The organism is Actimicrobium antarcticum (genome assembly GCF_039536745.1).
GTDB lineage: Bacteria > Pseudomonadota > Gammaproteobacteria > Burkholderiales > Burkholderiaceae_D > Actimicrobium > Actimicrobium antarcticum.
On sequence record NZ_BAAAZE010000005.1, the window covers coordinates 92,659 to 118,598 of the forward strand.

The 25,940-nt window shown below is 60.7% G+C and carries 22 protein-coding genes and 1 pseudogene; 16 read left to right on the plus strand and 7 right to left on the minus strand.

Annotation, left to right across the window (positions count from 1 at the left end; translation table 11 throughout):
- Window positions 1-187: 187 nt before the first annotated feature.
- Together ABD720_RS03310 and ABD720_RS03315 are read left to right on the plus strand one after the other, a co-directional pair.
- Window positions 188-1,864, plus strand: coding sequence for a methyl-accepting chemotaxis protein (locus ABD720_RS03310; protein WP_344761798.1), 1,677 nt, complete (start codon window positions 188-190; stop codon window positions 1,862-1,864).
- 235 nt (window positions 1,865-2,099) lie between these two features.
- Window positions 2,100-2,474 carry a response regulator gene (locus ABD720_RS03315; RefSeq protein ID WP_344761799.1) on the plus strand — a complete coding sequence of 125 codons (375 nt, stop codon included), beginning with the start codon at window positions 2,100-2,102 and terminating at the stop codon, window positions 2,472-2,474.
- A gap of 123 nt (window positions 2,475-2,597) precedes the next feature.
- On the opposite strand, the gene ABD720_RS03320 is transcribed toward ABD720_RS03315, so the two are convergent.
- On the minus strand, window positions 2,598-4,211 hold the full coding sequence (locus tag ABD720_RS03320; protein ID WP_344761800.1) for a methyl-accepting chemotaxis protein: 1,614 nt from the start codon (window positions 4,209-4,211) through the stop codon (window positions 2,598-2,600).
- A gap of 312 nt (window positions 4,212-4,523) precedes the next feature.
- Between ABD720_RS03320 and hemN the strand changes: the two genes are divergently transcribed.
- The 7 genes and pseudogenes from hemN to ABD720_RS03355 all read left to right on the plus strand — a co-directional run bounded on the left by hemN (window position 4,524) and on the right by ABD720_RS03355 (window position 12,605).
- A complete protein-coding gene (hemN, locus tag ABD720_RS03325) occupies window positions 4,524-5,942 on the plus strand; it encodes an oxygen-independent coproporphyrinogen III oxidase (RefSeq protein ID WP_344761801.1) in 1,419 nt (472 codons plus the stop codon).
- 4 nt (window positions 5,943-5,946) lie between these two features.
- Window positions 5,947-6,735, plus strand: coding sequence for a sulfite exporter TauE/SafE family protein (locus tag ABD720_RS03330; RefSeq protein WP_344761802.1), 789 nt, complete (start codon window positions 5,947-5,949; stop codon window positions 6,733-6,735).
- Window positions 6,732-9,218, plus strand: coding sequence for a heavy metal translocating P-type ATPase (locus tag ABD720_RS03335; protein ID WP_344761803.1), 2,487 nt, complete (start codon window positions 6,732-6,734; stop codon window positions 9,216-9,218). The genes ABD720_RS03330 and ABD720_RS03335 overlap by 4 nt, the downstream gene beginning before the upstream one ends.
- Window positions 9,219-9,220: 2 nt before the next feature.
- Window positions 9,221-9,370, plus strand: a pseudogene (gene ccoS / locus ABD720_RS03340) (cbb3-type cytochrome oxidase assembly protein CcoS); the annotation flags it as partial.
- A gap of 85 nt (window positions 9,371-9,455) precedes the next feature.
- Window positions 9,456-10,691 (plus strand): efflux RND transporter periplasmic adaptor subunit, encoded by a 1,236-nt coding sequence (locus ABD720_RS03345; protein WP_344761804.1) that lies wholly within the window; start codon window positions 9,456-9,458, stop codon window positions 10,689-10,691.
- Entirely contained in the window at window positions 10,688-11,917 is a 1,230-nt protein-coding gene (locus ABD720_RS03350; protein ID WP_344761805.1) for an FtsX-like permease family protein, read from the plus strand. Before ABD720_RS03345 ends, ABD720_RS03350 begins: the two co-directional genes overlap by 4 nt.
- Window positions 11,910-12,605 (plus strand): ABC transporter ATP-binding protein, encoded by a 696-nt coding sequence (locus tag ABD720_RS03355; protein WP_344761806.1) that lies wholly within the window; start codon window positions 11,910-11,912, stop codon window positions 12,603-12,605. Before ABD720_RS03350 ends, ABD720_RS03355 begins: the two co-directional genes overlap by 8 nt.
- A gap of 474 nt (window positions 12,606-13,079) precedes the next feature.
- Here the strand turns inward: ABD720_RS03355 and ABD720_RS03360 are convergent, their stop codons facing one another.
- Window positions 13,080-13,253, minus strand: a complete 174-nt coding sequence (locus ABD720_RS03360; protein WP_344761807.1) for a hypothetical protein — start codon at window positions 13,251-13,253, stop codon at window positions 13,080-13,082.
- Window positions 13,254-14,134: 881 nt separating this feature from the next.
- Here ABD720_RS03360 and ccoN point away from each other — a divergent pair.
- From ccoN to ABD720_RS03395, 7 genes are all read left to right on the plus strand, one after another.
- Window positions 14,135-15,562 carry a cytochrome-c oxidase, cbb3-type subunit I gene (ccoN, locus tag ABD720_RS03365; protein ID WP_344761808.1) on the plus strand — a complete coding sequence of 476 codons (1,428 nt, stop codon included), beginning with the start codon at window positions 14,135-14,137 and terminating at the stop codon, window positions 15,560-15,562.
- Window positions 15,563-15,575: 13 nt separating this feature from the next.
- Window positions 15,576-16,190: a cytochrome-c oxidase, cbb3-type subunit II gene (gene ccoO, locus ABD720_RS03370; protein WP_344761809.1), complete on the plus strand. Its 615-nt coding sequence runs from the start codon at window positions 15,576-15,578 to the stop codon at window positions 16,188-16,190.
- 2 nt (window positions 16,191-16,192) lie between these two features.
- Window positions 16,193-16,396 carry a cbb3-type cytochrome oxidase subunit 3 gene (locus ABD720_RS03375; RefSeq protein WP_344761810.1) on the plus strand — a complete coding sequence of 68 codons (204 nt, stop codon included), beginning with the start codon at window positions 16,193-16,195 and terminating at the stop codon, window positions 16,394-16,396.
- On the plus strand, window positions 16,389-17,324 hold the full coding sequence (gene ccoP / locus ABD720_RS03380) for a cytochrome-c oxidase, cbb3-type subunit III (RefSeq protein WP_344761811.1): 936 nt from the start codon (window positions 16,389-16,391) through the stop codon (window positions 17,322-17,324). The genes ABD720_RS03375 and ccoP overlap by 8 nt, the downstream gene beginning before the upstream one ends.
- A 108-nt stretch (window positions 17,325-17,432) precedes the next feature.
- On the plus strand, window positions 17,433-18,920 hold the full coding sequence (gene ccoG / locus ABD720_RS03385) for a cytochrome c oxidase accessory protein CcoG (protein ID WP_344761814.1): 1,488 nt from the start codon (window positions 17,433-17,435) through the stop codon (window positions 18,918-18,920).
- A gap of 65 nt (window positions 18,921-18,985) precedes the next feature.
- Window positions 18,986-19,525: a FixH family protein gene (locus tag ABD720_RS03390; protein ID WP_344761815.1), complete on the plus strand. Its 540-nt coding sequence runs from the start codon at window positions 18,986-18,988 to the stop codon at window positions 19,523-19,525.
- Between the two features lie 13 nt (window positions 19,526-19,538).
- On the plus strand, window positions 19,539-19,778 hold the full coding sequence (locus tag ABD720_RS03395; protein WP_344761816.1) for a hypothetical protein: 240 nt from the start codon (window positions 19,539-19,541) through the stop codon (window positions 19,776-19,778).
- Between the two features lie 100 nt (window positions 19,779-19,878).
- On the opposite strand, the gene fnr is transcribed toward ABD720_RS03395, so the two are convergent.
- The 5 genes from fnr to ABD720_RS03420 all read right to left on the minus strand — a co-directional run bounded on the left by fnr (window position 19,879) and on the right by ABD720_RS03420 (window position 25,860).
- Window positions 19,879-20,643: a fumarate/nitrate reduction transcriptional regulator Fnr gene (gene fnr / locus ABD720_RS03400; protein WP_344761817.1), complete on the minus strand. Its 765-nt coding sequence runs from the start codon at window positions 20,641-20,643 to the stop codon at window positions 19,879-19,881.
- Between the two features lie 142 nt (window positions 20,644-20,785).
- Window positions 20,786-22,507 (minus strand): 30S ribosomal protein S12 methylthiotransferase accessory factor YcaO, encoded by a 1,722-nt coding sequence (gene ycaO / locus ABD720_RS03405; RefSeq protein WP_344761818.1) that lies wholly within the window; start codon window positions 22,505-22,507, stop codon window positions 20,786-20,788.
- 182 nt (window positions 22,508-22,689) lie between these two features.
- Complete coding sequence (locus ABD720_RS03410) at window positions 22,690-23,526, minus strand: response regulator (RefSeq protein WP_344761819.1); 837 nt, start codon at window positions 23,524-23,526, stop codon at window positions 22,690-22,692.
- 228 nt (window positions 23,527-23,754) lie between these two features.
- Window positions 23,755-24,498 (minus strand): Crp/Fnr family transcriptional regulator, encoded by a 744-nt coding sequence (locus ABD720_RS03415; protein WP_344761820.1) that lies wholly within the window; start codon window positions 24,496-24,498, stop codon window positions 23,755-23,757.
- A 231-nt stretch (window positions 24,499-24,729) separates the two neighbouring features.
- On the minus strand, window positions 24,730-25,860 hold the full coding sequence (locus ABD720_RS03420; RefSeq protein ID WP_344761821.1) for an outer membrane beta-barrel protein: 1,131 nt from the start codon (window positions 25,858-25,860) through the stop codon (window positions 24,730-24,732).
- Between the last annotated feature and the right edge of the window lie 80 nt (window positions 25,861-25,940).

A 25,940-nucleotide genomic window follows, 5' to 3' on the forward strand; every position in this document is an offset into this window, starting at 1 on the left:
AAAACAGTTTCCTTGCAGTATTTTATTGGGTTTGATCTAGATCAAAGTTTGTGTGACTGGCCGTTAATACACTGCAGATCAATGTGCTTCGTGATGGTGCGCTTCCTGTCTGACAAGGCAGGCTGCATCGGGCACATTTGTGTCGACTCTGTGTCTCCGACGTCCAACTCACTCAAAGAGATCCGCCATGCGCATGAACACCCCGGTCACCAATACCGAGTACGAGCTCCGCAGCACGGAAACCATCGTCTCTACCACTGACCAGCAAGGCAATATCACCTACGTCAATCCGTACTTTATCGAGGTCAGTGGCTTCACGGAACAGGAACTCATCGGCGCTCCGCAAAATATCGTGCGCCATCCCGACATGCCCGTGGAAGCCTATGCCGATCTGTGGGCGACCATCAAGAGTGGCTTGCCGTGGACCGGCATGGTCAAGAACCGCTGCAAGAACGGCGACTTCTACTGGGTCTTTGCCAATGTCACACCGGTGATGGAAAACGGTCGTCCTGCCGGCTACATGTCGGTACGCACCAAGCCAACGCGCCAGCAAATCAACGACGCGATTACGCTGTACCAGAAACTGAAAAATGGCAACCCGGACCGGATCGCTCTGCGTCAGGGCGCCGTGGTGCACACTGGTGTGCTTGCCAGGATAGCGACCTTGAAGGATATCTCGCTGGGACAACGGATCGGCTGGAACATGGCTTTCCTGTGCGCCATGCTGGTGGCGTTGACGGTGGTACAAACGGTGTTCGATGGTATCATCGGTGGCGCTACCCGGACCTGGATTAGCAGTCTGTCGGTACTGGCCGTGATTGCTGCGCTGTATTTCTGGTACTCGCTGCACCAGTGCGTGATTGCGCCGTTGAAGCAGGCGCTATTGGCAACCCAGATCATGGCGGGTGGCGACCTGACCCACGAGATCACGACCAGTCGCCGCGACGATGCCGGCCAGTTGCTGCGTTCGTTGCGCCAGTTGCGGGTGAACCTGCACTCGATCGTTGGCGATGTACGCAGCAATTTCGCGCAGATCGGACTGTCCACCCGCGAGATCGCCACCGGCAACATGGACCTGTCAGGTCGTACCGAATCGCAGGCCTCTGCGCTCGAACAAACCGCGTCCAGCATGGAAGAACTGGCCTCGACGGTGCAGCAAAATACCGGTAACGCCACCCAGGCCAACACCATGGCCAGCGATGCGTCGGTGGTGGCAGGCAAGGGCGGCCATATTGTCACGCAGGTAGTGTCCACCATGGGCGAGATCAGTGACTCGTCCAAAAAAATCGTCGACATCATCGGTATCATCGAAGGCATCGCCTTCCAGACCAACATCCTGGCATTGAACGCCGCCGTCGAAGCCGCTCGCGCCGGCGAACAGGGGCGCGGTTTTGCGGTGGTCGCCTCCGAGGTGCGCAATCTGGCGCAACGCAGTGCCGGCGCAGCCAAGGAAATCAAGCATCTCATCGATGTCTCGGTCGAAAAAATCGGTACCGGCACCACGCTGGCCGAACATGCCGGTAGCACCATGCGCGAGATCATTGCTTCGGTCGATCGGGTCAGCAGCATCATGGCCGAGATCGCGGCAGCGTCGCGCGAGCAAAGTGCCGGGATCGGGCAGGTCAATGATGCCGTGACGCAGATGGATGAAGTGACCCAGCAAAACGCGGCACTGGTGGAGCAGGCGGCAGCCGCAGCAGGTAGCTTGCAGGATCAGACGCTCAAGGTGCAGCAGACCTTGACGGTGTTCAAGCTGGTCCACCAGTCGCCCGCTGTCAGCAATGTCGCGCCGGAGCGCCTGCATCGTCCGCTGGTGCGGCCACAGTTGCAGCAAAAACCGGCGTTGCGCGTGTTATCGCGATAACAGGAACAGTTTGCTTTACTTAACTGTTCGAGCCAGCCTTGTAGCATGCGGCTGCCCGGCCATTGGTCAAACAATGGCAGGGCAGCCGTTTAGCGTGTAGCGATGTTGCTTGCGTGATTTGTTGATCTTCTCTTTTTTGGTTACTTCTCTGGATAGACCAACTGGCGTGGAGTGAAATGGTGTGCAACTATACGGCTCACCAGAACTCAGCTTCGCTAGCAGCAGGAGATGCAGGATGAAAGTAGTCATCATCGACGACAACGAAATGACCCGCATGTTGTTACGAACAACCTTCGTCGCTGCGGGCCACGAAGTTGCGGGGGAGGCGAGCAATGCCACAAACGGATACGAGCAGGCAATCAGGCTGGTTCCTGACCTTGTTTGTCTCGACATCGTGCTGCCGGATGGTAGTGGTATCGATGTGCTCAAGCAGATCAAGAGCGCGCATCCGAAAATGATCGTCCTGATGGTGAGCGGAGAACGTGGCGCGACCACGATCAAGGAGTGTCTCGCCAGCGGCGCCAGCGGATTCATACTCAAGCCATTCAATCAGGCGACTGTGTTGAACTCTGTCAATGATGCGGTGATGCGGCTTTTGTTGGTGCCGTAGTTCAATGAGCCCGGTAAGCCTGACAGGCACGAGATGCTTGCGCTGACAAGCAATCCCTCGCCCTCTTGATAAATTCAATCCCAAAAAATGCTGTGAACAATCCAGCATCGCAAGTCAATTCGCTCAAGCACGCCTTGCCGCGTACCTGATCGCAGGTGCCGCTTCGCTCTGCCCGCTCAGCCGGAATACCGACACCGTCCGTGACAAGCGCCGCGCCTGATCGTCCAGGCTGCTGGCGGCGTTGGTGGCCTGTTCCACCAGCGCCGCATTCTGCTGGGTGGTTTCATCGAGATGCGTGATGGCCTGGTTGACCTGGTCGATGCCGCTATGCTGTTCGCGCGAGGCGGTCGACATATCCTGCATGATGCCCGTCACGCGCAGCACCGAGGCGACGATGTCTGTCATGGTGCTGCCGGTCTGGTTGACCAGGGCGGTGCCCAGATGAACCCGGTCGGCCGACTCGCCGATCAGTTGCTTGATCTCCTTCGCGGCCGCCGCCGAGCGCTGGGCCAGATGACGTACTTCCCCCGCCACGACCGCAAAACCGCGCCCCTGCTCTCCGGCGCGCGCTGCTTCGACGGCCGCATTCAGCGCCAGGATATTGGTCTGGAAGGCGATCCCGTCGATCAATCCGATGATGTCGGCAATCCGGTGCGCCGAGGTGCTGATCTCGCCCATGGTCGTCACCACCCTGGTGACCAGTTCGCCGCCCGCAACGGCCACCGCCGCCGCCGATGCCGCGAACTGGTTGGCCTGCACGGCGTTGTCGGCATTCTGTTTTACGGTGGCGCCAAATTGCTCCATGCTCGCAGCGGTCTGTTCCAGGCTGGAGGCTTGCGATTCGGTGCGTCCCGACAAATCCCTATTGCCCGAGACGATGTCGGTCGTCGCCAGCGTGATCGATGCGACACTGACGCGCACATCGCCAATGGTCGCCTGCAGGTTGACGTTCATCTGTTGCAGCGCCCGCATCAATTGCCCCATGTCGTCAGTGGCAGCGGTATCGAATTGGCGGCACATGTCGCCGCCGGCCAGCGCGCGGGCGATGGTGGTGGCGTCCCTGATCGGCCGGATCAGCTGGACGTGCAGCGTGCGCCACAGGATCAGGTTGAGCAGCACCGCGAGTGCGATGGCGCCACCCAGCCATCCGGCCAGATTGCCTGCGGTTCCCGACAGCAGGGTCGCACCGATCACGAGCAGCAGCAGGCACGGCAGTCCCATGCCCAGACCGAGCCGCACGGGCAGTGACAGTGTCGCCGACGCGACCAGTTTGCCGATCCAGTCGGTGCGCACCACGTCGCCCCGATGGATGGCGATGCCTTTTGCCGAACCATCCATCATGCTGCGATAGAGTAGTTCGGTCGCCTCGATCTGGTCCCGCGCCAGCTTGCTGCGCACCGACAGATACGCGACGATCTGGCCGCCGTCGATGACCGGCGTGACATTGGCCAGTACCCAGTAATGGTCGCCTGTCTTGCGCCGGTTCTTGACCATGCCGGTCCACGGAATGCCGGCTTTCAGCGTCTGCCACATGTCGGCAAAGGCTTCCGGCGGCATCGACGGATGACGCAGGATGTTATGCGGCGCACCCAGTAATTCGTCTTCGGTGTAGCCGCTGACGTCGATGAAGTCGGCATTGGCATAGGTGATGCGACCCTTGGTGTCGGTCTTCGATACCAGATGCTGGCCGTCACGCAGCAGGTATTCGTGATTGCTGATCGGGAGGTTGGTGCGCATGACGTGGTTCCTTTCAGGAGGTACTGCCATGCAGCCCTGCCGAGGTGAATAATATTTCCCTGGGGAATTTAAATCGCATCGTGACATGGTCATTGGTGTTTTCACTTGATTCAGATCAAAAACCGGATTGCGCTGTCAGGGGCGGCCGCAGTACAGCCGAAGCACAGCCGAAGGCATCGGAAAATCTTTCCACCAGCGAATGGTGTTGGCCGTTTTTGATGTGAGTCAAAGTTTTGTCAGGTCCGCATCCCTACACTCCGTTGCATCAAGTCACGTTCCAAGCCTCGGCGTGAATGGCAGCAGGAGATAAACATGGTGGTGTCCGCAATTCCGGTGTCGGTGGTTCCCTCGGTCGAATTCGATGCCGCCCTGATTTCAACATTCAGGCAGCAGGGTCCGCGCTATACGTCCTACCCGACCGCGGACCGTTTTACCGAATCCTTCCGCTACCGTGATTATCTGCAAGCCGTGGCCGGCCTGCGCACCCGGGGCAGCCGCAAGCCACTCTCGCTCTACATGCATATTCCGTTCTGCGATACGGTCTGCTACTACTGCGCCTGCAACAAGATCGTCACCAAAAAAACCGAGAAAGCCGCTGTCTACCTGAGCTACCTGAAACGCGAAATCGACATTCAGGGGCAGCTGTTTGCCGACATGAATCAGGTCGAGCAGTTGCATCTGGGTGGCGGCACGCCGACCTACTTTACGGATGCGCAGATGGGTGAACTGCTGGCGCACCTGCGACGCTGGTTCAAGTTCGCTCCCGACGATATCGGCGAATACTCCATCGAAGTCGATCCGCGCACCGTCACGCGCGAGCGCGTCTTCACGTTGCGCGGGCAGGGCTTCAACCGCATCAGCCTGGGGGTGCAGGATTTTGATCCGGACGTGCAAAAAGCCGTCAACCGGATGCAACCGGAAAGCCAGACGCTGGCCGTCATCCAGGCCGCGCGTGATGCCAAATTCCGCTCGGTGAGCATCGACCTGATCTATGGCCTGCCGAAGCAGAACGTCATCACGATGGCGCAGACACTGGCCAAGGTGATTGCTGCCAGCCCGGACCGGATCGCCATCTACAACTACGCCCATCTGCCACATGTGTTCAAGCCGCAGCGGCGCATCCTCGACGCCGACATGCCCAGCGGCGAGACCAAGCTCGACATGCTCTCGCTGTGCATCCGTCGCCTCACCGAAGCCGGTTACGTGTACATCGGCATGGACCATTTTGCGCGGCCAACCGATGACCTCGCCATTGCGCAGGCACAGGGACGGCTGCATCGCAACTTCCAGGGTTATTCGACCCATGCCGAGCTGGACCTGGTGTCGTGCGGTGTCTCGGCGATCAGTTCGGTGGCGGCAACCTATAGCCAAAACGTCAAGACGCTGGACGCCTATTACGAGCATCTCGACAAGCATGAACTGCCGATCGCACGTGGCATCAAGCTGACCATGGACGACACGCTGCGGCGCGCTATCATCCAGACCTTGATGTGCAATTTCGAGATGTCGATTTCGGCCATCGAGCAGGCCTATCCGATCACCTTCGCGACCTACTTTGCGGCCGAGCTGGCGCAGTTGCGGATGCTGGCGCAAGACGGTTTGCTGACCATCGATGACGCGTGGTGCAGCGTCAGTCCGAAAGGCCGTTTGCTGATCCGAAATATCTGCATGGTGTTCGACCGCTACCTGAGTGCCGGTCCCGATCCGCTGCGTTATTCCAAAACAATCTGACCCGATGACCTTGTTGAGCCTGCTTCCGATAGTGTTGATTGGCCTGCTGGGCAGCGTCCATTGCGTCGGCATGTGTGGCGGGATCGTGGGCGCGTTGTCGGTGGCGCCGATGCCGGTACGAAAATTCCCGGTGGCAGTGGTGTCAGCCACCGTCTCAGCCACCGTGTCAGCGCCCTCATTGGCCGCCAGCTCCGATCGCCTGCTGCGCGTGCTTGCCTATAACACCGGCCGGATTGGCAGTTACATGCTGGCCGGCGCCATTGCTGGCGGCGTCGCCAATGGCGCGCGCACGCTGTCGGGTGTATCGGCTTTTCAGGCGGGCGGTTACTGGCTGGCCAACCTGATGCTGGTGCTGCTGGGCCTGTATCTGATGGGGGCGTGGCGCGGGCTGACGCGTGTGGAAGCGCTGGGCCAGGGCTTGTGGAGAGCCATCCAGCCGCTGACCAGGCATCTGCTGCCGCTCGACAGTCCGCTGAAAATGCTGGCCATGGGTGGAGTCTGGGGCTGGCTGCCGTGCGGCATGGTCTACAGCGTCCTGCTCACGGCGATGATGACCGGTTCGGCCTGGTCGGGTGCCAGCGTGATGCTGGCGTTCGGACTCGGCACCTTGCCGACGTTGCTGACGATGGGGCTGCTCGGTGCGCAGCTGCGTGGTGTCATGCAGCGCCACGGCGTGCGCGTGGCCAGTGGCGTGCTGGTGCTGGGTTTCGGCTTGCTCGGCCTGCTGCGTGCCAGCCGCGGCATGCCGACCAGCTGGCTCGATGCGCTGTGCCTGACACCGATGGCGTCATGAGCAGCTGTTTTCATTGCAACCTGCCGGTGCCGCCGGGCAGCCACTGGCAAGTCACCGTCGATGCCGTCGTGCAGCCGATGTGCTGTCCCGGATGTGCTGCCGTGGCGCAAAGCATCGTCGACAATGGCTTCAGTGACTACTACCGCAGCCGCGAAGGTTTTGCGGCGACCGCGACACAGGATGGTCTGATTCCGCCCGAGCTGAAGCTGTACGACTTGCCTTACCTGCAGGACGACACTGGTGCCGACGCCAGCAGCGCCGACGCGATCTTTCTGGTCGACGGCATTCGCTGCGCTGCCTGCGTCTGGCTGATCGAACGCCGTCTGGCACGCCTGCCCGGGGTGCAGGCCGTCAACATGAATGCCACCACCGAACGCCTGCAGGTCAGCTGGGACCGGCAGCGCTGCAAGCCCAGCGACATCCTGACCAGCCTGCGCGAAATCGGCTACATCGCTTATCCGTACGATCCGGTGCGGCATGGTGCGCAACTCGACCGGGCGCGCAAGACGCTGTTTCGCCAGTTGTTCATTGCCGGCCTGTCGATGATGCAGGTCATGATGTATGTGCTGCCAACTTACATGGCCGACGCCGGCTCGATGGACGCCGATATCGGCAGCCTGATGCAGTGGGCCAGCCTGCTGCTGACCCTGCCGGCGCTGCTGTATTCGGCACAACCGTTCTTTCGCGGTGCCTGGGTCAACCTGAAGAGCCGCACGCTCGGCATGGATGTGCCGGTCGCGCTGGGCATCGGTGCAGCGTTCATCGGTAGCGTGGTCGCCACCGTGCGCGGCACCGGCGAGGTGTATTTCGATTCGATCACGATGTTCATTTTTCTGTTGCTGTGCAGCCGCTATCTGGAACTGGCGGCGCGGCGCAAGGCCGCGTCCGCGCTCAATACCCTGCAACACGCGTTGCCGGCCTCGGCCTGGGCCATGCCCGGTTATCCGGACGATCGCACGCTGATGCTGATGGCGGCCAGCCAGTTGCGCGAAGGCGATGTGATTCTGGTGCGTCCTGGCGAAGCGATAGCCGCCGACGGCATCATCCTCGAAGGCGACAGCGCGGTCGACCTGTCGTTGCTGACCGGCGAAAGCCGGGCCTTGCACCGCGATGTCGGCGCACGCTTGCCGGGTGGCGCGGTCAATGCCACCCAGCCGATCGTGGTGCGCGTGACGCAGGCCGCGCGTGACAGCACCCTGTCGATCCTGGTCAAGCTGATCGAACGGGCCGGGCAGGGCAAGCCGCAACTGGCGCTGTGGGCCGACCGCGTTGCGGCCTGGTTCGTCGGTGCGCTGTTGCTGTTTGCGCTGGTGGTGTTCTGTTTTTGGCAATGGGTCGATTCGTCGCGGGCCTGGCCGATTGCGATTGCGGTGCTGGTGGTGTCGTGTCCGTGCGCGCTGTCGCTGGCCACGCCGACCGCGCTGGCCGCAGCCACCGACCGGCTGGTGCGGCGCGGCATCCTGATCGTCCGTCCGCATGTACTCGAAACCCTGCATCGCGCCACCCACATCATCTTCGACAAGACCGGCACGCTGACCGCCGGCAAACCGGTGCTGCGCCATCTGGAAACGCTGGGCGGTCGGTCGCGCGACTGGTGCCTGCAACTGGCCGCGACGCTGGAAAAATCCAGCGCGCATCCGCTCGGCCTGGCGATCGTCGCGGCGGCCGATGGCGTGGCGGGCATCGTGGAACTGGCCGTCGATGCGGTACGCCATGACGCCGGGCGCGGCCTCGAAGCCACCATCGACGGGCTGCAATACCGGCTGGGCTCCGCCGCTTTCGTCGCAGAACTGGTCGGTACCGCACCGACCGACCTGGCGCCTGCCGAAGTCACCCCGGTCTATCTGGGCAGCAGCAACGGCTGGCTGGCGCGCTTCGACCTGGCTGATGGATTGCGCACTGATGCACGCGACGTGATCCGCTATTTCCAGGCCAGCGGCAGGACCGTGATCCTGCTCAGTGGCGACCAGCAAACGGTCACGCAAACGGTGGCCGACGAACTCGGTATCGCCACCGCGCTCGGCGAGTCGCTGCCGGACCAGAAGCTGGCCTACGTGCAAGCCCTGCAGCGCGACGGTGCCATTGTGGCGATGGTGGGTGATGGCATCAATGATGCTGCGGTACTGAGCGCCGCCGACGTGTCGTTTGCGATGGGCGGCGGCACCGCGCTGGCGCAATTGCATGCCGATTGCGTGCTGCTGTCCGGGGTGCTCGCGTCGCTGTCCGAAGTCGACGTGACCGCCGCGCAAACGCTGGCCGTGATCCGACAAAACCTGTGGTGGGCAACGCTCTACAACGTGATCGCGATTCCGGCAGCAGCGCTGGGCTGGCTCAATCCGTGGATGACCGGTATCGGCATGTCGGTCAGTTCGGCGGTGGTGGTCCTGAATGCATTGCGGTTGCGGCGTGCGGTGCGACTGCCCGTTTCCACGCAAGACGACGGTACGGCAATTCGACCGCTGCCTGTCGCCAGCGCAGGCTGATCATGGAAGCTCTGTACCTGCTCGTGCCGCTGAGTATCCTGGTCGTGTTTCTGGCGATCTGGGTTTTTTTTGGCGCTTCCGACAATGGCCAGTTCGATGATCTGGTCGGCCCCGGCTGGCGCATTTTGCAGGACGATGACAGCAGCGTAGCTGCACCCACACCCGCTGTCGCCGATCCCGAATCGCCGGAAAATACCGGCACCCCCCATGCGCCTACGCGCGGATCGAACCAGACCCATGCCCGACTTCCTGACTCGCCTGATTGAGCGCCGCTGGCTGGTCGCAGGCATGGTACTGGCCGTGCTCGCTGGCGGCTGGGGCGCATGGCGTTGGTGGAACGGTCCGGAAGTGCCGGTGGCGCTGGTCGAACGCAGCGACGTGGTCCAGACCGTGGTCGCCAGTGGCCGGGTCGAGTCACCCCTGCGCGTCGATATCGGCAGTCAGGTCACCGGTACGGTGGCCGCGATTCCGGTGGCGGAAGGCCAGTCGGTCAGCGCCGGCCAGCGCCTGATCACCCTCGAACACAGCGAAGCCAGTGCCAGCGTCGAGCAAGCGCAGGCCAGTGTCGCGCAAGCCCGCGCCCGCCTGCGCCAGATCCGTGAACTGGCGTTGCCGGTAGCGTTGCAGGCGTCGCGTCAGGCCGAAGCCACGCTGACCACGACGCAGCGCCAGTTTGCCCGCACCCGCGCGTTGCAAGCCAGGGGCTTTGTCGGTCAGGCCCAGCTCGATGATGCACAACGCAGTCTCGATGTTGCACAGAGCCAGTTGCGTACCGCGCAGTTGCAGGTCGCGACCAGTCGCAACGACGGCAGCGACATGCTGCTGGCCAGCACCGCGCTGCAGCAGGCCGAGGCCAGCTTGCGGGTGGCGCAGGCAAAACTCGGCTACACCGCCATCACGGCGCCGACCGCCGGCACTCTGATCGCACGCAACGTCGAACCCGGCGATGTGGTTCAGCCGGGCAAAGTGCTGATGGTCCTGTCGCCGGTCGGCAAGACCCAGCTGGTGGTGCAAATCGATGAACGCAATCTGGCCACGGTGCGCCTCGGGCAAGCCGCGCTGGCCGCCGCGGATGCCTATCCGGCGCGCCGGTTCACTGCCACCGTGGCCTACCTCAATCCGTCGGTCGACCCGCAGCGTGGTTCGGTGGCGGTCAAGCTGGATGTGGCCGCGCCACCGGACTGGCTGCGTCAGGACATGACGGTCTCGGTCGATATCGACGTCGCGCGCCGCACTGCCACGCTGGTGGCGCCGACGGCTGCGGTGCGTGACATGACGGGCGCGCAACCCTGGGTCATCGTCGTGCGCAACGGCCGGGCAGTACGGCAGGTCGTGCAGACCGGCATCCGCGGTGCGGGCAAGGTCGAAATCCTGGCGGGCCTGCAGGCCGGCGAACAGGTGTTGTCCGGATTGCTGGCAACCGTCGAGGATGGCGACCGGGTGCGTCCGGTAGCGATGGCGGGCATCAAGTGAACGGCCTGCTGCCGTTCGAATGGATCGCCGCAATACGCTTTTTGCGGGAAGGGCGCTTGCAGTCGATCTTCATCATTGTCGGCGCCGCCATTGGCGTGGCGGTGATCGTGTTCATGTCGGCATTGCTGGATGGTTTGCAGGCGAACCTGTTCAAGCGGGTGCTGAGTTCGCAACCGCATATCGTCCTGCAACGTCCGCAACAGGTCGCGCAACCGCAACGTACCCGAAGCGCCGGCGGCGACATCCTGATGGCGCAACAAAAGCCGTCGCAACGCGTGAGCTCGATCGACCAGTGGCAAAAAGTGCGCGACGACATGCAGCAGCGGCCCGATGTGATGGCGGTCTCGCCATCAGTGACCGGCCCGGCATTTGTGTTGCGCGGCGATGCCAGTCAGGCCATCTCGCTGATCGGCATCGATCCCGAGCAATACATCAAGATCGTCCCGCTGCCCGACAAGATCACGGCCGGCTCGTACCGCATGACCAATGCCGACATGCTGATCGGCATCCAGTTGGCCGACGACCTGGGCGTGCAACTCGGCGATAAATTGCGCGTGACCACGGCGTCCGGCGGCAACCTCACCCTGACCATCGCCGGCCTGTTCGACCTCGGCAGCCGGGCCGCCAACCAGCGCAATGCGTATGTCCTGCTCTCGACCGCACAAAACCTGACAGGGCTGATCGGCGGCGTCTCGACGATCGACCTGACCGTGCGCGTGCCGTTCGATGCCGAACTGGTGGCGCAATCGATTGCCAGTGAAACCGGCTTGCAGGCACTGAGCTGGATTGCCACCAACAACCAGTTTTTTCTGGGCCTGAATGCGCAGAAATACTCCAGCCAGATGATCCGCCTGTTCGTCGGCCTGTCGGTCGCAGCCGGTATCGCCAGCGTGCTGGTGGTCTCGGTGGTGCAGCGCTCGAAGGAGATCGGCATCCTGCGTGCGATGGGTGGCTCGCGCGGTCAGGTCATGCGCATCTTCCTGATCCAGGGCGGCATCGTCGGCCTGCTGGGTTCCGTGCTCGGCTCGCTGATGGCGGCTGGCTTGCTGACCCTGTGGCGACTGGTCGCGAAGAATCCGGATGGCACGCCGATGTTCATCATCACGGTGAGCCTGCAACTGTTCCTGATGGCAGCGCTGCTGGCGACATTGACCGGACTGGCTGCAGCAGTCACACCGGCGCTGCGGGCAGCGCGCATGCAACCGGTGGAGGCGATTCGTGGCTGACGACGTATTGCGGCTTGCGGGCATTCGCAAATCCTATGGCGTGGGCAAACCGACCGAAACCGAAATCCTGCACGGCATCGACCTGGTACTGGAGAAAGGCGAATTTGCCGCGTTGATCGGCCCGTCCGGTTCCGGCAAAAGTACACTGCTCAACCTCATCGGCCTGCTCGATCGACCCACCAGCGGCACGCTCACCATCAATGGCACCGACACCACTGCACTGGATGACGCCCAACTGACCAGGCTGCGCGGCCACAGCATCGGCTTCGTGTTCCAGTCGCATTACCTGATCTCGGCGTTCACCGCGCTGGAAAACGTCATGATGCCGATGCTGCTGGAACGCGGCCGGCCGGATGCGGCAATGCGCGAGGTGGCGCGTGGCCTGCTCGATCGGGTCGGGCTGGCGAAGTGGCGTGATCATCTCGCGTCCGACATGTCGGGCGGTCAGCAACAGCGCGTCGCGATTGCGCGCTCGCTGGCGATGTCTCCGCCGCTGATCCTGGCGGATGAACCGACCGGCAACCTGGATACGAAGTCGGCTGACAGTGTGTTTGCGCTGATGCGCGAGGTCAGCGCGAGTAGTGGTACGACGTTTTTGCTGGTGACCCATAACCTGGCGCTGGCGCATCAGTGTGATCGGATTATTGAGTTGGTTGATGGGCAGGTGGTGGCGATGGCCGGTGGCTAGCGGCCTGCGGTGGCTAAAGCGGTTGCGCTCCGTTGATGCAAGCCGGGGGCGGCCCGGCGGCCGGTCACTTCTTTTTGCTTCGCTGTTTTGTAGGTTGGGCTGCGAAGCCCAACATGCGTCAGGTTGCTTTGCGGGTCGCCGCGACGCGCGGTCGGCGGTCTGCGGTAGCTAAAACGGTTTTTGCTCCGTTGATGCAAGCCGGGGGCGGCCCGGCAGCCGGTCACTTCTTTTTGCTTCGCCAAAATGAAGTAACCAAGAAAAAGGCGACCGCAAGACCGCTGCCCTTCGGGTTCCCAAAAACCGGGTACGGCAAGAGGGAAGCCCGCAAACTCGCTGCCCTTGCAGGGCGCAGATCCGCTTGCAAGCGGATCCCGTTCCGCAGGCGGATCGCATGCGATCCGAAACCCCTGCTACACCTCAGACAGTGCGGGCTTCTGATCCTCTTGCCGTACCCGGTTTTTGGCAGCGATCTTTTTATGCGGAATTCAAGGTCAAGACCAAGCCCAGCCTTGGTAATTGATCGATGGTCGGGCTCGCATTGCGCGAGAAAACTTCCTCGTCGTGATCGACATCGAGTTCAAAACCAACGTCAAAACCAACGTCAAAACCAACGTCAAAACCAAAACCTACAAGGCTTTTACAAGCCATCTTTCTCGCGCAAAGCGAGCCTGGCCATCAATCAATCATCAAGGCTGGGCTTGGTGTTGACATTGAATTCCGCATAAAAGGCCGCTGCCAAATACCGTGTCCGGGCAGGGGACAAGAGGGCCGCACTGTCTGAGCGTAGCGAGTTTGCGGCCCTCCCCCTGACCGGGCACGGTATTTGGGAACCCGCAGGGCAGCGGTCTAGCGGTCGCCTTTTTCTTGGTTACTTCATTTTGGCGAAGCAAAAAGAAGTGACCGGCTGCCGGGCCGCACCCGGCTTGGCGCCACGGAGCGCAACCCGTTTTAGCTATCGCAGACCGCAGATCGCGCGTCGTGGCGACCCGCAAAGCAACCTGACGCATGTTGGGCTTCGCAGCCCAACCTACGACCTGCCGGGCCGCACCCGGCTTGGCTCCACGGAGCGCAACCCGTTTTAGCTACCGCAGCCCGCAGCCCGCAGCCCGCAGCCCAAGCCAACAGGCACAGCGCCGCAAGGTCTGCGACCGCACTCGACAATAGCTTGCCGATTTCTACAGAACTGCCAACGCCCGTAAGCGTTTGTAAGTGACCGGGCCGATCGGTCTGCCGGGATTTATCGTTAGCCCGTTCAGCAAGCAGCAACTGCTGCAAAGTGCATCAAGTCTCCCCTCCCAACTGATGAATGGGTTCATCCACGTGCCGTGCGGCGCGTGGATTTTTTTCGCTCACCGATCGGCGCGTGCCGCAGCACCCGCCTGGCTCGCGATTGAACGATCGCAGCGCTGGCATCCCGCCCGGACAAGCCACCGCCCCCCACTCTTGCCAATTTGATTCACATCAAGGATTTTTGCCTCCCAGACTCTTACTCTCAGCCACATCATCGTGGTTATCTCGGGAGAGCGTTAGTGGGAACAGAACTGAATTACAACTACAAGGTCGTCAAGCAGTTCACGATCGCAACCGTGGTGTGGGGAGTGATCGGCATGCTGGTCGGTGTCCTCATTGCCGCACAGCTGGCCTGGCCGGCGCTGAACTTCGATACGCCGTGGCTGAGCTACGGCCGGCTGCGACCATTGCATACCAACGCGGTGATTTTTGCGTTCGGTATCTGCGGTTTGTTTGCTACCTCGTATTACGTCGTGCAGCGTACCTGTCAGGTGCGGCTGTTCTCCGACAAGCTCGCTGCGTTCACGTTCTGGGGCTGGCAGCTGGTGCTGGTCTGCGCCACGATCTCGCTGCCGATGGGCTTCACGCGTGGCAAGGAATATGCCGAGCTGGAATGGCCGATCGCGCTGCTGATCACCGTGGTCTGGGTCGCGTATGCCGTGGTGTTTTTCGGCACGCTGATCAAGCGCAAGGTCAAGCACATCTATGTCGCCAACTGGTTTTTCGGTGCCTTCATCCTGGCCGTCGCCATCCTGCATATCGTCAACGGTGCCAGCATGCCTGCCTCGTTCATGAAATCCTATTCCGCCTATTCGGGCGTGCAGGACGCCATGATCCAGTGGTGGTATGGCCATAATGCGGTGGGTTTCATCCTGACAGCCGGTTATCTGGGCATGGTCTATTACTTCATTCCGAAACAGGCCGAGCGGCCGGTGTATTCGTATCGCCTGTCGATCGTCCACTTCTGGGCGCTGATCTTTACCTACATGTGGGCCGGTCCGCATCACCTGCATTACACCGCCTTGCCTGACTGGACCCAATCGCTGGCCGTGGTGTTCTCGCTGATCCTGCTGGCACCATCGTGGGGCGGGATGATCAACGGCATCATGACGCTGTCCGGCGCCTGGCACAAATTGCGTTCGGACCCGATCCTGAAGTTCATGATCGTGTCGCTCTCGTTCTACGGCATGTCGACCTTCGAAGGTCCGATGATGTCCATCAAGACCATCAATTCGCTGTCGCACTACACCGACTGGACGATTGCGCATGTCCACTCCGGCGCGCTGGGCTGGGTTGGCTTCATCACGATGGGATCGATCTATTACCTGATTCCGCGCCTGTCCGGCAAGACCGCGATGTGGAGCACCCGTCTGGTCGATACCCACTTCTGGGTCGCCACCATCGGTGTCGTGCTGTACATCTCGTCGATGTGGATTGCCGGTGTGATGCAGGGCCTGATGTGGCGCGCAGTCAATGCCGACGGCACGCTGACCTACAGCTTTGTGGAAGGCGTCAAGGCTACCTATCCGTACTACGTGATCCGGGTCAGTGGCGGCTTCCTGTACTTCTCCGGCATGGTGATGATGGCCTACAACACCTTCATGACGATGCGCGATGGCGTCGCGGTGGACGCACGCATCCCTGCCTTGTTACCTACACACGCCTGATCAGGAGTACTCAATGAAATTTTCCCATGCGTGGATTGAAAGAAATCCCTGGTTGCTGATCGCACTGGTGCTGGTCGTCATCAGCATCGGCGGGCTGGTCGAAATCGTGCCGCTGTTTTTTCAGAAGTCGACCACCGAGCCGATTACCGGGCTCAAACCGTACTCGGCATTGCGGCTGGTCGGTCGCGACATTTATGTGCGCGAAGGCTGCTACAACTGCCACTCGCAAATGATCCGGCCGTTGCGTGCCGAAACCGAACGCTATGGCCATTATTCGGTGGCCGGCGAATTCGTCTACGACCGTCCGTTCCAGTGGGGTTCGAAGCGGACCGGTCCCGACCTGGCCCGGGTCGGTGCACGCTACAGCGATGCCTGGCACAGCACCCATCTGAATAATCCGCGTGATCTGGTGCCGGAATCGAACATGCCGGGTTATCCATGGCTGGCGACCACCGCGCTGGTGCCGGACGAGGTGATGCCGAAGATGCGTGCACTGCAGCGCCTCGGTACGCCGTACTCGGACCAGGAAGTCAAAGACGCACCCGCCACCCTGGCCGGCAAGACCGAACAGGATGCACTGATCGCCTACCTGCAAGGGTTGGGCATCTTGATCAAGACAAGGAACTGATCATGGCAATCGCCTACATTTTTACGGACGCCAGCAGCGTCATGACGGTGGTCAGCCTGGCCACCTTTGTCGGCATCCTCTGGTGGACCTTTGGCCTCAAGCGCAGTGCGGACTTCGATACAGCGGCAAACCTGCCGTTTGCGGACGACGGCGATGGCGACGACGACCGCATTGCGGTACCGAATTCGGAGAAAAAGCATGGCTGACTTTACTAGCGGTTTCTGGAATATTTTCATCACCGTCCTGACTTTGCTGGGCGTCTTCGGATGCGCCTTGCTGCTGTGGGCGCAGTCGCAGCACAAGGTCGTTGTCAAGCCGGGTTCGGACGGCTCGGTGGAAACCACCGGCCACGTCTGGGATGAAGACCTGACCGAATTGAATACGCCGATGCCGCGCTGGTGGATGTGGCTGTTCTATATCACCATCGTGTTTGGCCTGGTCTACCTGTACCTGTATCCGGGACTGGGTACCTACGCCGGCAAGCTCGGCTGGACCTCGACCGGCCAGTACACCGAAGAACTCAAGCAGGCCGACGCTGAATACGGCCCGCTGTTTGCCGGCTATCTGAAGCAGGACCTGAAAGTGGTCGCCGCCGACCCGCAAGCCCACGCCATCGGCGAGCGCCTGTTCCTGACGTATTGCTCGCAATGCCATGGCTCGGCCGCACGCGGCAGCAAGGGTTTTCCGAATCTGACCGACAAGGATTGGCTGTACGGTGGCGATCCGGAAACCATCAAGACCACGCTGCTGCACGGTCGCAATGGCCAGATGCCACCGATGGGCGCGGCACTCGGTACCGACCAGGATGTCGAGAATGTCGCGCAGTACGTATTGAGTCTGTCGGGTGCGAACTCTGACCCGATCAAGCGCGTACTCGGCAAGCCGAAGTTCATGGTCTGCGCAGCCTGTCATGGTGCCGATGCCAAAGGCAATCCGGCTCTCGGTGCTCCGAACCTGACCGACAAGATCTGGCTCTACGGCGGCAGTGCCGACACCATCATGGAAACCATCCGCAAGGGTCGCAACAACGTGATGCCGGCCTTCAAGGACTTCCTTGGCGAAGCCAAAGTGCATGTGCTGGCGGCGTATATCTGGAGTTTGTCGAACGACCCTGCGGTGCAAGCCGCGAAATAAAACGCTGCGCGGCCACGCCGGAAACCGGTGTGGTCGCGCAAGTCGGCGGATGTGCGCGCGGTGGCATGCCGGGCACATCCGGATTTTTTCAGGACAAAGTTGGCGCTTATGAGTAACCCCGAAGTTGCAGTCATCAAAATGTACGCAGCGCGCGAGGAAATTTATCCGCGTGAAGTGAAGGGGCGCTATGCCACCTTGCGCTGGCTGTGCGTGTGGCTGACGCAACTGGTGTTTTACGGATTGCCCTGGTTGCAGTGGAACGGACGGCAGGCCTTGCTGTTCGATCTGGGTGCACGGAAGTTCTACATTTTTGGCATTGTCCTATGGCCGCAGGATTTTATTTATCTGGCGGTATTACTGATTATTTCTGCTTACGCGCTGTTCCTGGTAACCGCGGTGGCAGGTCGGGTCTGGTGCGGTTTCGCCTGTCCGCAAACGGTCTACACCGAAATTTTCATGTGGATCGAACGCAAGATCGAAGGCACTCGCAGCGCCCGCATGCGGCTCGACAAGCAACCGTGGGGGATCGACAAGCTCTGGCGCAAAACGGCCAAGCACCTGGCCTGGGGCACCGTCGCGCTGTGGACCGGGTTGACCTTTGTCGGTTACTTCACGCCGATTCATACGCTCATCGGTGAAGTCAGCAGCCTTGGACTGGGTCCGTGGGAATGGTTCTGGATTCTGTTCTATGCGCTGGCTACCTATGGCAATGCCGGCTGGATGCGCGAGCAGGTCTGCAAGTACATGTGTCCGTATGCACGCTTCCAGAGTTCGATGTTCGACAAGGACACGCTGATCGTGACGTATGACACCGAGCGCGGCGAACCACGTGGTCCGCTGGGCAAGAAGGGTGCTGCTGCGAAGGTGGTGGCAACTGCAACCGCAACCGCCACTGCTGCTGCAACGGCTGCCGTTGTTGCAGCCAATGCCAGCGTCACCACCAAGACCACCGGCGACTGCATCGATTGCTCGATGTGCGTGCAGGTCTGCCCGACCGGAATCGATATTCGCGACGGCTTGCAGTATGAATGCATCGGTTGCGCCGCCTGCATCGACGCCTGCAATTCGGTGATGGCAAAGATCGACCTGCCGGCCGGCCTGATCCGCTATTCGACCGATCACGCAATCGCCAGCCGCTGGTCGATCGGGCAAATGCGGGCGCGCGTGCTGCGACCCCGGGTGCTGATCTACACCGGTATCCTGTTGCTCATCGTGACGGCGTTCGTGGTTTCGCTGGCCCTGCGTACGCCGCTCAAGATGGATGTGATCCGTGACCGTGGCGCGATGGGCCAGGAGGTCGAAGACGGCATGATCGAAAATGTCTATCGCCTGCAAATCATGAACACCCAGGAAGAAAGCCATCACTACAAGATTTCGGTGTCGGGCATCGACAGCATTGCGCTGGTATCACCGGACACCCTGGTGATGGAAGGAACCGGCGCACGCGCTGTGCCGGTCCGGGTGCGCGTCGATCATGGCGAGGGCAAGCACGGCTCGAACAAGATCAAGTTCACTCTGAAAGCAACGGATGGTGCAGATATTGAAGTCACCGAAAAAGCGGTGTTCTTTGTACCGCACGAAGACGATCGGGATTAAACGTTGGAAAGTAACAGGCCGAAATGTATGCAGCCTGGCATCTCGAACACTTACTGGAGTACGCAATGCAATCACACGCAATCAAGTCGGCACCGTCCCGCGACACCACACCCTGGTACACCCACCGCTGGCCCTGGCTGCTGATGCTGGGGCCGTTCCTGGTGATCATCGCCGGCTCGGTCACGATCTGGCTGGCGGTGACACGCCAGGATGCGCTGGTGGTCGATGACTACTACAACCAGGGCAAGGCGATCAATCAGGACCTGCGTCGTGACCGTATCGCGACGTCGCTCGGCCTGTCCTTCAACGGCCGTTACGACGTCGCCAGCGGCCAGCTCACCGGCAAGGTGGTCGGCCTCAGCGGGCCAGTGACAGGCAACGTCCGCGTGCGCCTGAATCATCCGACGCTACCGGAAAAAGATATCCACCTGGTCGCGCCGCTGGACGCGCGCGGGCAGTTCAGTATCGCGCTACCGATGCTGGATCGGGCGGTCTGGCAAGTGCTGATCGAAAGCGAGCAGCGCAACTGGCGCCTGAACGGCGAATGGAAATGGCCCGAGCAGCTGGCTGTCAGCATCAAAGCCGATGTGCCTGCGGCGGATTGAGAAAGAAGAGACCATGTTGCGACTTTTGATGACCATACTATGGCCCGCTTTTCTGGCAGCGATTGCGGCGACGGGGCTGTTTTTTTCGCTGTTCGATCCGGTCGAGTTACTGCGGCTGACACTCGACACCGACCTGCCGGTGACCGCCTGCTACACCATCGGGTTCTTCTTTTTCTGGTTGTTCTGTTCGCTCGCCAGCATGCTGACGTATTACCTGTCGCATGTGCCGAATGACCGGACGTCGCCGTTTTGAGTGGATGGTGTGACATAGCCAGCCGAGGGCGGTGCCGTCGAATCCGCCAGACCGGCCTGGCATGAAAGTCAACTGCGCCGCCTACGCAAAGGCAGCCAATTTACATCGGCGTGCAATTCTCTGTACCCGCCGCCAGCGCCTTGAGTATGGTCGAATCGAGCAAGCGCACCTCGCGCTTGTCGACTTCCATCCAGCCCTGCTTTTTGAAACGCGACAGCAGCCTGCTGATGCTTTCGATCGTCAGTCCCAGATAGTTGCCGATGTCTTCGCGTGACATGCGCAACTGGAAGCTGGTCGGCGAATAACCACGCGCCGCATAGCGCGACGACAGGTTCACCAGGAACGCCGCAAAACGCTGCTCTGCACGCATGTTCCCGAGCAGGAGCATGACGTTTTGCTCGCGCATGATTTCCTGGCTCATGATGCGGTGGAAGTGATGCAGCAGCCGCGGAATTTCGCCGAATAATTCTTCCAGTCGGCTAAACGGAATCTCGCAGACTTCACTGTCTTCGAGTGCGACGGCATCGCAGTGGTGGCGGTCAGCGCTGATGGCGTCCATGCCCAGCAACTCGCCCGCCATCTGGAAACCGGTGATGTGCGTTTCACCACCGGCATTGATCTGGAATGTCTTGAAATGGCCGAAGCGGATCGCGTACAGGTTGCGGAACGGATCATCCATCTTGTAAAGGCGCTCGTCGCGCAAGATGCGCCGGCGGCGCCCGATGATCTGGTCGAGACGGTTGATGTCACCTTCGTCGAGACCCATCGGCAGGCAGAGCTGGTGCATGCTGCAGTTGGCACAACTGGCTTTGAGTGCGCTGATGGTTTGCGCAGGCGTGGCGATGTAGGTAAGTGGTTGGGGCATGTGGTTGTGTGTACCACAGAAGTGTTCGGTCGCACGGATTTATCCTGCAGCTTCCTGCGGCATTGCTGCGCCATGGGATCACGCTGCGGCAGCGATACTCGCACGCACGGGCCCTTCATCGGGACCATGCGTGCCTGCTCAGTTAAACCGCACCGGCAAACAACTTGTCATACGCCGCCAACAGCGTCTGGTGCATCGCACTGCCTTCCATGTCCGCTCCCAGCGTCACCAATCCGAAGAAGCGTTCGCTGCGATCCAGCAATGCCTCGGCCTGACGGACCGTGTCTGCGCCATACAGCAGCACCAGCGCGCGGCGGTAGTCGCCGACCTGTTCGAGGTTCATCAGGCTTTCGATGCAGCGATACACCAGCCGGCGCGCCGGGTTCATTTGCTTGTACTGATGAATCCAGTCGCAGCCTTCGCGGGTGGCTTCTTCGTCACCGATGGCCAGTGCCAGCAGGGTTTTCAGTTCGCCGATGCGCAGTTCTTTCCAGGTCGTGCCGACCGGGATGGCCAGGCCGAGGATTTCCCACAGTGGCCGTTCGTCGTTGAGGTTCGAGGTTTGCAGGTATTCCAGCAGCTCGGTGCATTCTTCCTCGTCGAGTGCATCGAGGCGTACCAGTGCCGGCCGGATGTCGTTGCCGACGCTATTGTTCTCCCATTCCAGATCCTCGACCGGATAGATTTCGGACATGCCCGGCACCAGGATGCGGCAGCTGTACGCGCCTTGTTCGCTGAAGTCGGCAACGTACATGTCCTTGCCCTCGGCATGCACGGCGTCGCATAGCCAGTTGTAGTCTTCTTCGGTGGTGTTGCTGAAGTTCCAGTCGGCGAACGGGAAGTCGGGCGTGTCGCCGAGAAAATTCCAGCTGACCACGCCGCTCGAATCGACGAAGTGGATTTCGAGGTTGGCCACTGCGGTGATTTCATCCATATCGAAGCCGGGTTCCGGAAAACCTTCGAGCGATTCCAGTGCGCGTCCTTGCAGCAGTTCGGTCAGTGCCCGTTCCAGCGCGATCTCGAAACGCGGATGCGCACCAAAGCTGGCGAACAAGCCCTGATCGCCGGGATGCAGTAACGTCACGCACATGACCGGATAGCGACCACCGAGCGAGGCGTCGCGCACCAGGATGCCGAAGCCGGCCTCGCGCAAGCCCTTGATGCCGGCAGCGATGCCGGGGTAGCGGGCGATGACCTCGTCGGGCACTTCCGGCAGGCACAGGCCTTCGCTGATGATGCGGTATTTGATGTGGCGTTCAAAGATTTCGGACAGTGCCTGGCTGCGCGCTTCCATCATCGTGTTACCAGCGGCCATGCCGTTGCTGACGTACAGGTTGCCGATGATATTGACCGGAATCCAGGTCGGCGCACCGTCGCGCAAACGGGTGTAGGGCAGGGCACAAATGCCGCGTGCGACATTGCCCGAGTTCAGGTCGACCAGCACCTGGCTGTCGATCTCGCTGTCGGGGTTGTAGAACGCCTGCAGCTCGACATTGAGCAGTTCGGCAGGCCAGCGACCGTCGGTGGTCGGGGCGAACCAGCGCTCTTGCGGATAGTGCACGAAAGGCCGGTTGGCACGGGTCGCGCCGAGGTAAAAATGGGTCCAGAAATAATGCGTGCCGAGCCGCTCGAAAAACTCGCCCAGCGCACTGGCGCGGGCCGCCAGTTCGGTCGCACCTTTGCCATTCGAAAACAGCATCGGGCATGCGTGGTCTTTCATGTGCACTGACCAGATCGCTTCGACCGGATTGAGCCAGGACGATTCATCCAGATGGAAGCCGCGCTCGGCCAGTTTCTTTTGCATCGTGCGGATGGTGGACTCAAGCGAGGCGTCTTTTCCGGGGATGAAGCTTTCTGTGTGCATGGGGAGATTGTCGGTGAGGGAAGTGGCGGCGCCCGCAGGGCAGTGATGCAGCGTGTCGGCGTCGGGGATGGGAGGATTTTACAGACAAGCGAAAGCCCCGGCCATTGGTCATTTGGCAGAACGGGTTGTCGCAGGGTTTTTTACATCAACGTTTTTAACATGTCGACGTTTAGGACTGTGGATTATTCCCGGGCAAGGCGCATGCGCTCGGTGACATCCATGCCGATACCGCGATAGCCGATGAAGCGGCACGCGGTATCAAACATCGGTTCGCCGCTGACCTGCAGATACTGGGTGGTGCCATCGTTCTTGAGGCGGGTATAGACGAAGTCCAGAAACGGTCGGCGGCTGGCGATATTGTGGGCCAGCGTGGCACGTTCTTCGGCATTCCAGCGTCCGTCGGCGGACGCGATGGTGTCGTCCGCCTGAGCACCGTTTTCAATGCCGAGCATATCGAATACCGGACCCGACACGCGCGTGAACTGGCCCTCGGCATCCTGCTCCCAGTACCAGTCCGACGACAGCTCGGTAAAGCTCCTGAAGCGTGCTTCGCTCTCGCGCAATTCGGCGGTACGTTCCAGCACGGTTTGCTCCAGCGCCCGGTTGTAATCCGCCAGTTTCTGGTATAGCAAGCGCACTTCGATCATGTTGTGGATGCGGGTTTGCACTTCCACCAGGTCGAACGGCTTGCTGACAAAATCCTTGGCACCGGCCTGCAGCGCACGCAACTTGTGACCCGGTTGCGCAGTGATGACGAGCACGGGCAGGTAACTGGCGACCTCGATTTCCTGCAACCCCTGCATGACCTCGAAGCCATCCATGTCCGGCATTTGCAGGTCCAGCAAAATCAGGTCATACCGGTGGGCCAGATGCAGCGCGCAGACGGCGCGGGGATTCGTGGTGGTGGTGATGTTGTTGTAGCCGACATTGCGCAGGACAGTTTCCAGCAAGACGATATTGCTGTCGACATCATCGACGATGAGGATGCTGGCATTGCGGACTTCGGAGACGTCGAGCATTGCGATCTTTCTGGAAACAGGTCTCGGGGGCAGCGGGATGCCAGCCAATGCACCGGCGCTTTTCCGGCAAGATGCTGTCAGGCCGGGGCGGCGACGTATTGTAATCCCAGTCGAGGCGAAGGCAGTGCTGATTGGAAAGAATGATCTGATGAAAGTTGACCGCTTGGTGGTGCTTGAACGCTATCCGGAGCGGGATTTGCTGCCCTCTTTTCAAACGCGGACCCGGACTTAGACCCGGGCGCTCTCGCGTCCCTGCCGATGCTGGACATCTGACAACAGGCGTGCAAACTCCTTTTTGACCACGCCGTAGCATTCGCAGGCCTGACATTCCAGTCCGTTACGGTTCAGTACCGTGATGTGGCCGCGCCGATAGCTGATCAGATGCTGCACCTGCAACCTGCCTGCGGCTTCCGTGACACCTTCGCGACGCACGCCAAGCATGTTGGCGATCAGTTCCTGCGTCATCGTCAGTTCATTGGTGGTGAGGCGGTCCAGCGTCAGCAGCAGCCATCGGCACAATTGCTGTTCGACGGTGTGATGGCGGTTGCAGACCGCGGTTTGCGACATGTGGGTGATCAGCGCCTGGGTGTAACGCAGCAACAAATGCATCACCTGGCCGGAGCGGTTGAATTCTTCCAGCAGGACATGTGCCTTGAGCCGATAACCATAGCCACTGGTTTGCACCACAGCGCGGCTGGGCGTGGTGTTGCCTCCCATGAACAAGGAGATCCCGAGCACGCCTTCGTTGCCGACGCCGGCAATTTCGGAAGAGCTGCCGTTTTCCAGCAGGTAATGCAGCGAGATGATCGCCGAGGTCGGAAAGTAGACGTGTTCGAGCTTGCCGCCCGATTCATAGAGGATGTCGCCGAGTTTCATCTGCACCAGTTCGAGGTGCGGCGACAGCCGGTCGAATTCTGCATCCAGCAAGGCAGCCAGCAAATGATTCTGGTTCGGATCCTGAAGACTGACCATAAGGGAGTGTAGGAGTGAAGGTTGATCTGGAAGCAATGACTGCGTTGTTGCTTCGTCTCAATTAATGTGTACTGAAGGTATCACGGCGGTCGGGCAAATTTACGCAGAAGTTACGTTTTGACATCACTCAATTATCCTGAGGTTCTGTTCTCCATGAAAAAACGGCCATGGGTGCAAGCATCCATGGCCGTCATCATTCAAGGCACCGTGTTACACGATGCTACCGGGGCGTCAGCGTGTGCCAGACACCTCAACGTCGACCCGGCGATCCGGTTGCAAGCAAGCGATCAGTGCCTTGCTGACTTTTTGTCCGACGCAGTCACCCGGCTTGGTGACAGGCTCCGCGCCATTGACGCCAGCGGTGACGATTTTGCCGGTCGGGATGCCAGCGGCAGTCACCAGTTCGGCCTTGACCGCATCGGCGCGACGTGACGACAGTTTCAGGTTGTAGGCGTGCGCACCGATGCGATCGGTGTGACCGGTGACCCGAATCTGATCGTAGTCGGTGCCGTTGAGCTCGGACGCGAATCTGGCCAGGCTCTGCTTGCCGGTTGGCGTGAGGTCGGCACGGTCGAAGGCAAACAGCGAGTCAGCCGAGAAGCTGACTTTGCGTGGTGCCGGCGGCGGCGCAGGCATCGGTGGCGGCGTCACGACGGCCACCGGCGGCGGCATGTACGTAACCGGTTCCGGCGCGCGTGCGACCGGTGTTGGCGATTTGTCGCCAAAGCGATAGACCAGGCCGACCGACACCATGTCGATGTCGCCACGGTTGCCAATGGCATCGTTGACCCGATACCGCTCGGCCTCGACACGCATGTTCAGCGCATCCGTGAAGGCGTATTGCAGGCCGACGCCAAACTTGATGTTGGCTTCACGTTTGCTGGGCGAGGCATTGATGATGTTGACGGCACCGGTGCCGTTGAAGTTGTCACGTGCTTCTGCATAGTTCACGCCGACCCGGCCAAAGGCCGACAGTTTTTCGGTGATGGGCAGGATGCCGACGGTATCGAGATTGAGGCCCTTGAGCCGGATCGTGCCGTTCAGCGTTCCAGCCGGCACGGTCGTGGCCGTGTAGCCGAACCGGCCAAGATCGAAGTAGCCGCCTTCGAGTGCAAAGTTTTTATTGAACTGGTATCCGCCGAACACCTTGAAGCCGGTGCCACGGTTATCGTCGACAATCGATGACGTCGCAAAACCGCTACCCAGCAGACCGCTGGTGATACGTTGATCGTCGATTTTTGCACGGGACTGGCCGGCATTGAGGCCGCCGTACCAGCCAGTGTCATCGGCCATGGCGAACGGGCTGGCGAGCAGGGCAAATGCCAGGAATCCGGCAGTGCCTGAAGCGTTGAATGTGGTCATTTTTTTCTCTCGCAGAGGGGAAAAACACTGGTGCAGGATCGTTGCCCGCACCAGAAAATTATCTGTTGCGTCATTCCGCC

Excerpts from the sequence above, each read along its gene's own strand:
- ABD720_RS03410 (WP_344761819.1), bottom strand. The coding sequence starts at position 23,526 with ATGCTCGACGTCTCCGAAGTCCGCAATGCCAGCATCCTCATCGTCGAT.
- ccoG (WP_344761814.1), top strand. The coding sequence starts at position 17,433 with ATGAGTAACCCCGAAGTTGCAGTCATCAAAATGTACGCAGCGCGCGAG.
- ABD720_RS03360 (WP_344761807.1), bottom strand. The coding sequence starts at position 13,253 with ATGGCTTGTAAAAGCCTTGTAGGTTTTGGTTTTGACGTTGGTTTTGAC.
- ABD720_RS03415 (WP_344761820.1), bottom strand. The coding sequence starts at position 24,498 with ATGGTCAGTCTTCAGGATCCGAACCAGAATCATTTGCTGGCTGCCTTG.
- ABD720_RS03345 (WP_344761804.1), top strand. The coding sequence starts at position 9,456 with ATGCCCGACTTCCTGACTCGCCTGATTGAGCGCCGCTGGCTGGTCGCA.
- ABD720_RS03420 (WP_344761821.1), bottom strand. The coding sequence starts at position 25,860 with ATGACCACATTCAACGCTTCAGGCACTGCCGGATTCCTGGCATTTGCC.
- ABD720_RS03390 (WP_344761815.1), top strand. The coding sequence starts at position 18,986 with ATGCAATCACACGCAATCAAGTCGGCACCGTCCCGCGACACCACACCC.
- ccoP (WP_344761811.1), top strand. The coding sequence starts at position 16,389 with ATGGCTGACTTTACTAGCGGTTTCTGGAATATTTTCATCACCGTCCTG.
- ABD720_RS03310 (WP_344761798.1), top strand. The coding sequence starts at position 188 with ATGCGCATGAACACCCCGGTCACCAATACCGAGTACGAGCTCCGCAGC.
- fnr (WP_344761817.1), bottom strand. The coding sequence starts at position 20,643 with ATGCCCCAACCACTTACCTACATCGCCACGCCTGCGCAAACCATCAGC.
- ABD720_RS03320 (WP_344761800.1), bottom strand. The coding sequence starts at position 4,211 with ATGCGCACCAACCTCCCGATCAGCAATCACGAATACCTGCTGCGTGAC.
- ABD720_RS03395 (WP_344761816.1), top strand. The coding sequence starts at position 19,539 with ATGTTGCGACTTTTGATGACCATACTATGGCCCGCTTTTCTGGCAGCG.
- ABD720_RS03375 (WP_344761810.1), top strand. The coding sequence starts at position 16,193 with ATGGCAATCGCCTACATTTTTACGGACGCCAGCAGCGTCATGACGGTG.
- ccoO (WP_344761809.1), top strand. The coding sequence starts at position 15,576 with ATGAAATTTTCCCATGCGTGGATTGAAAGAAATCCCTGGTTGCTGATC.
- ABD720_RS03315 (WP_344761799.1), top strand. The coding sequence starts at position 2,100 with ATGAAAGTAGTCATCATCGACGACAACGAAATGACCCGCATGTTGTTA.
- ycaO (WP_344761818.1), bottom strand. The coding sequence starts at position 22,507 with ATGCACACAGAAAGCTTCATCCCCGGAAAAGACGCCTCGCTTGAGTCC.
- ABD720_RS03330 (WP_344761802.1), top strand. The coding sequence starts at position 5,947 with ATGACCTTGTTGAGCCTGCTTCCGATAGTGTTGATTGGCCTGCTGGGC.
- hemN (WP_344761801.1), top strand. The coding sequence starts at position 4,524 with ATGGTGGTGTCCGCAATTCCGGTGTCGGTGGTTCCCTCGGTCGAATTC.
- ABD720_RS03335 (WP_344761803.1), top strand. The coding sequence starts at position 6,732 with ATGAGCAGCTGTTTTCATTGCAACCTGCCGGTGCCGCCGGGCAGCCAC.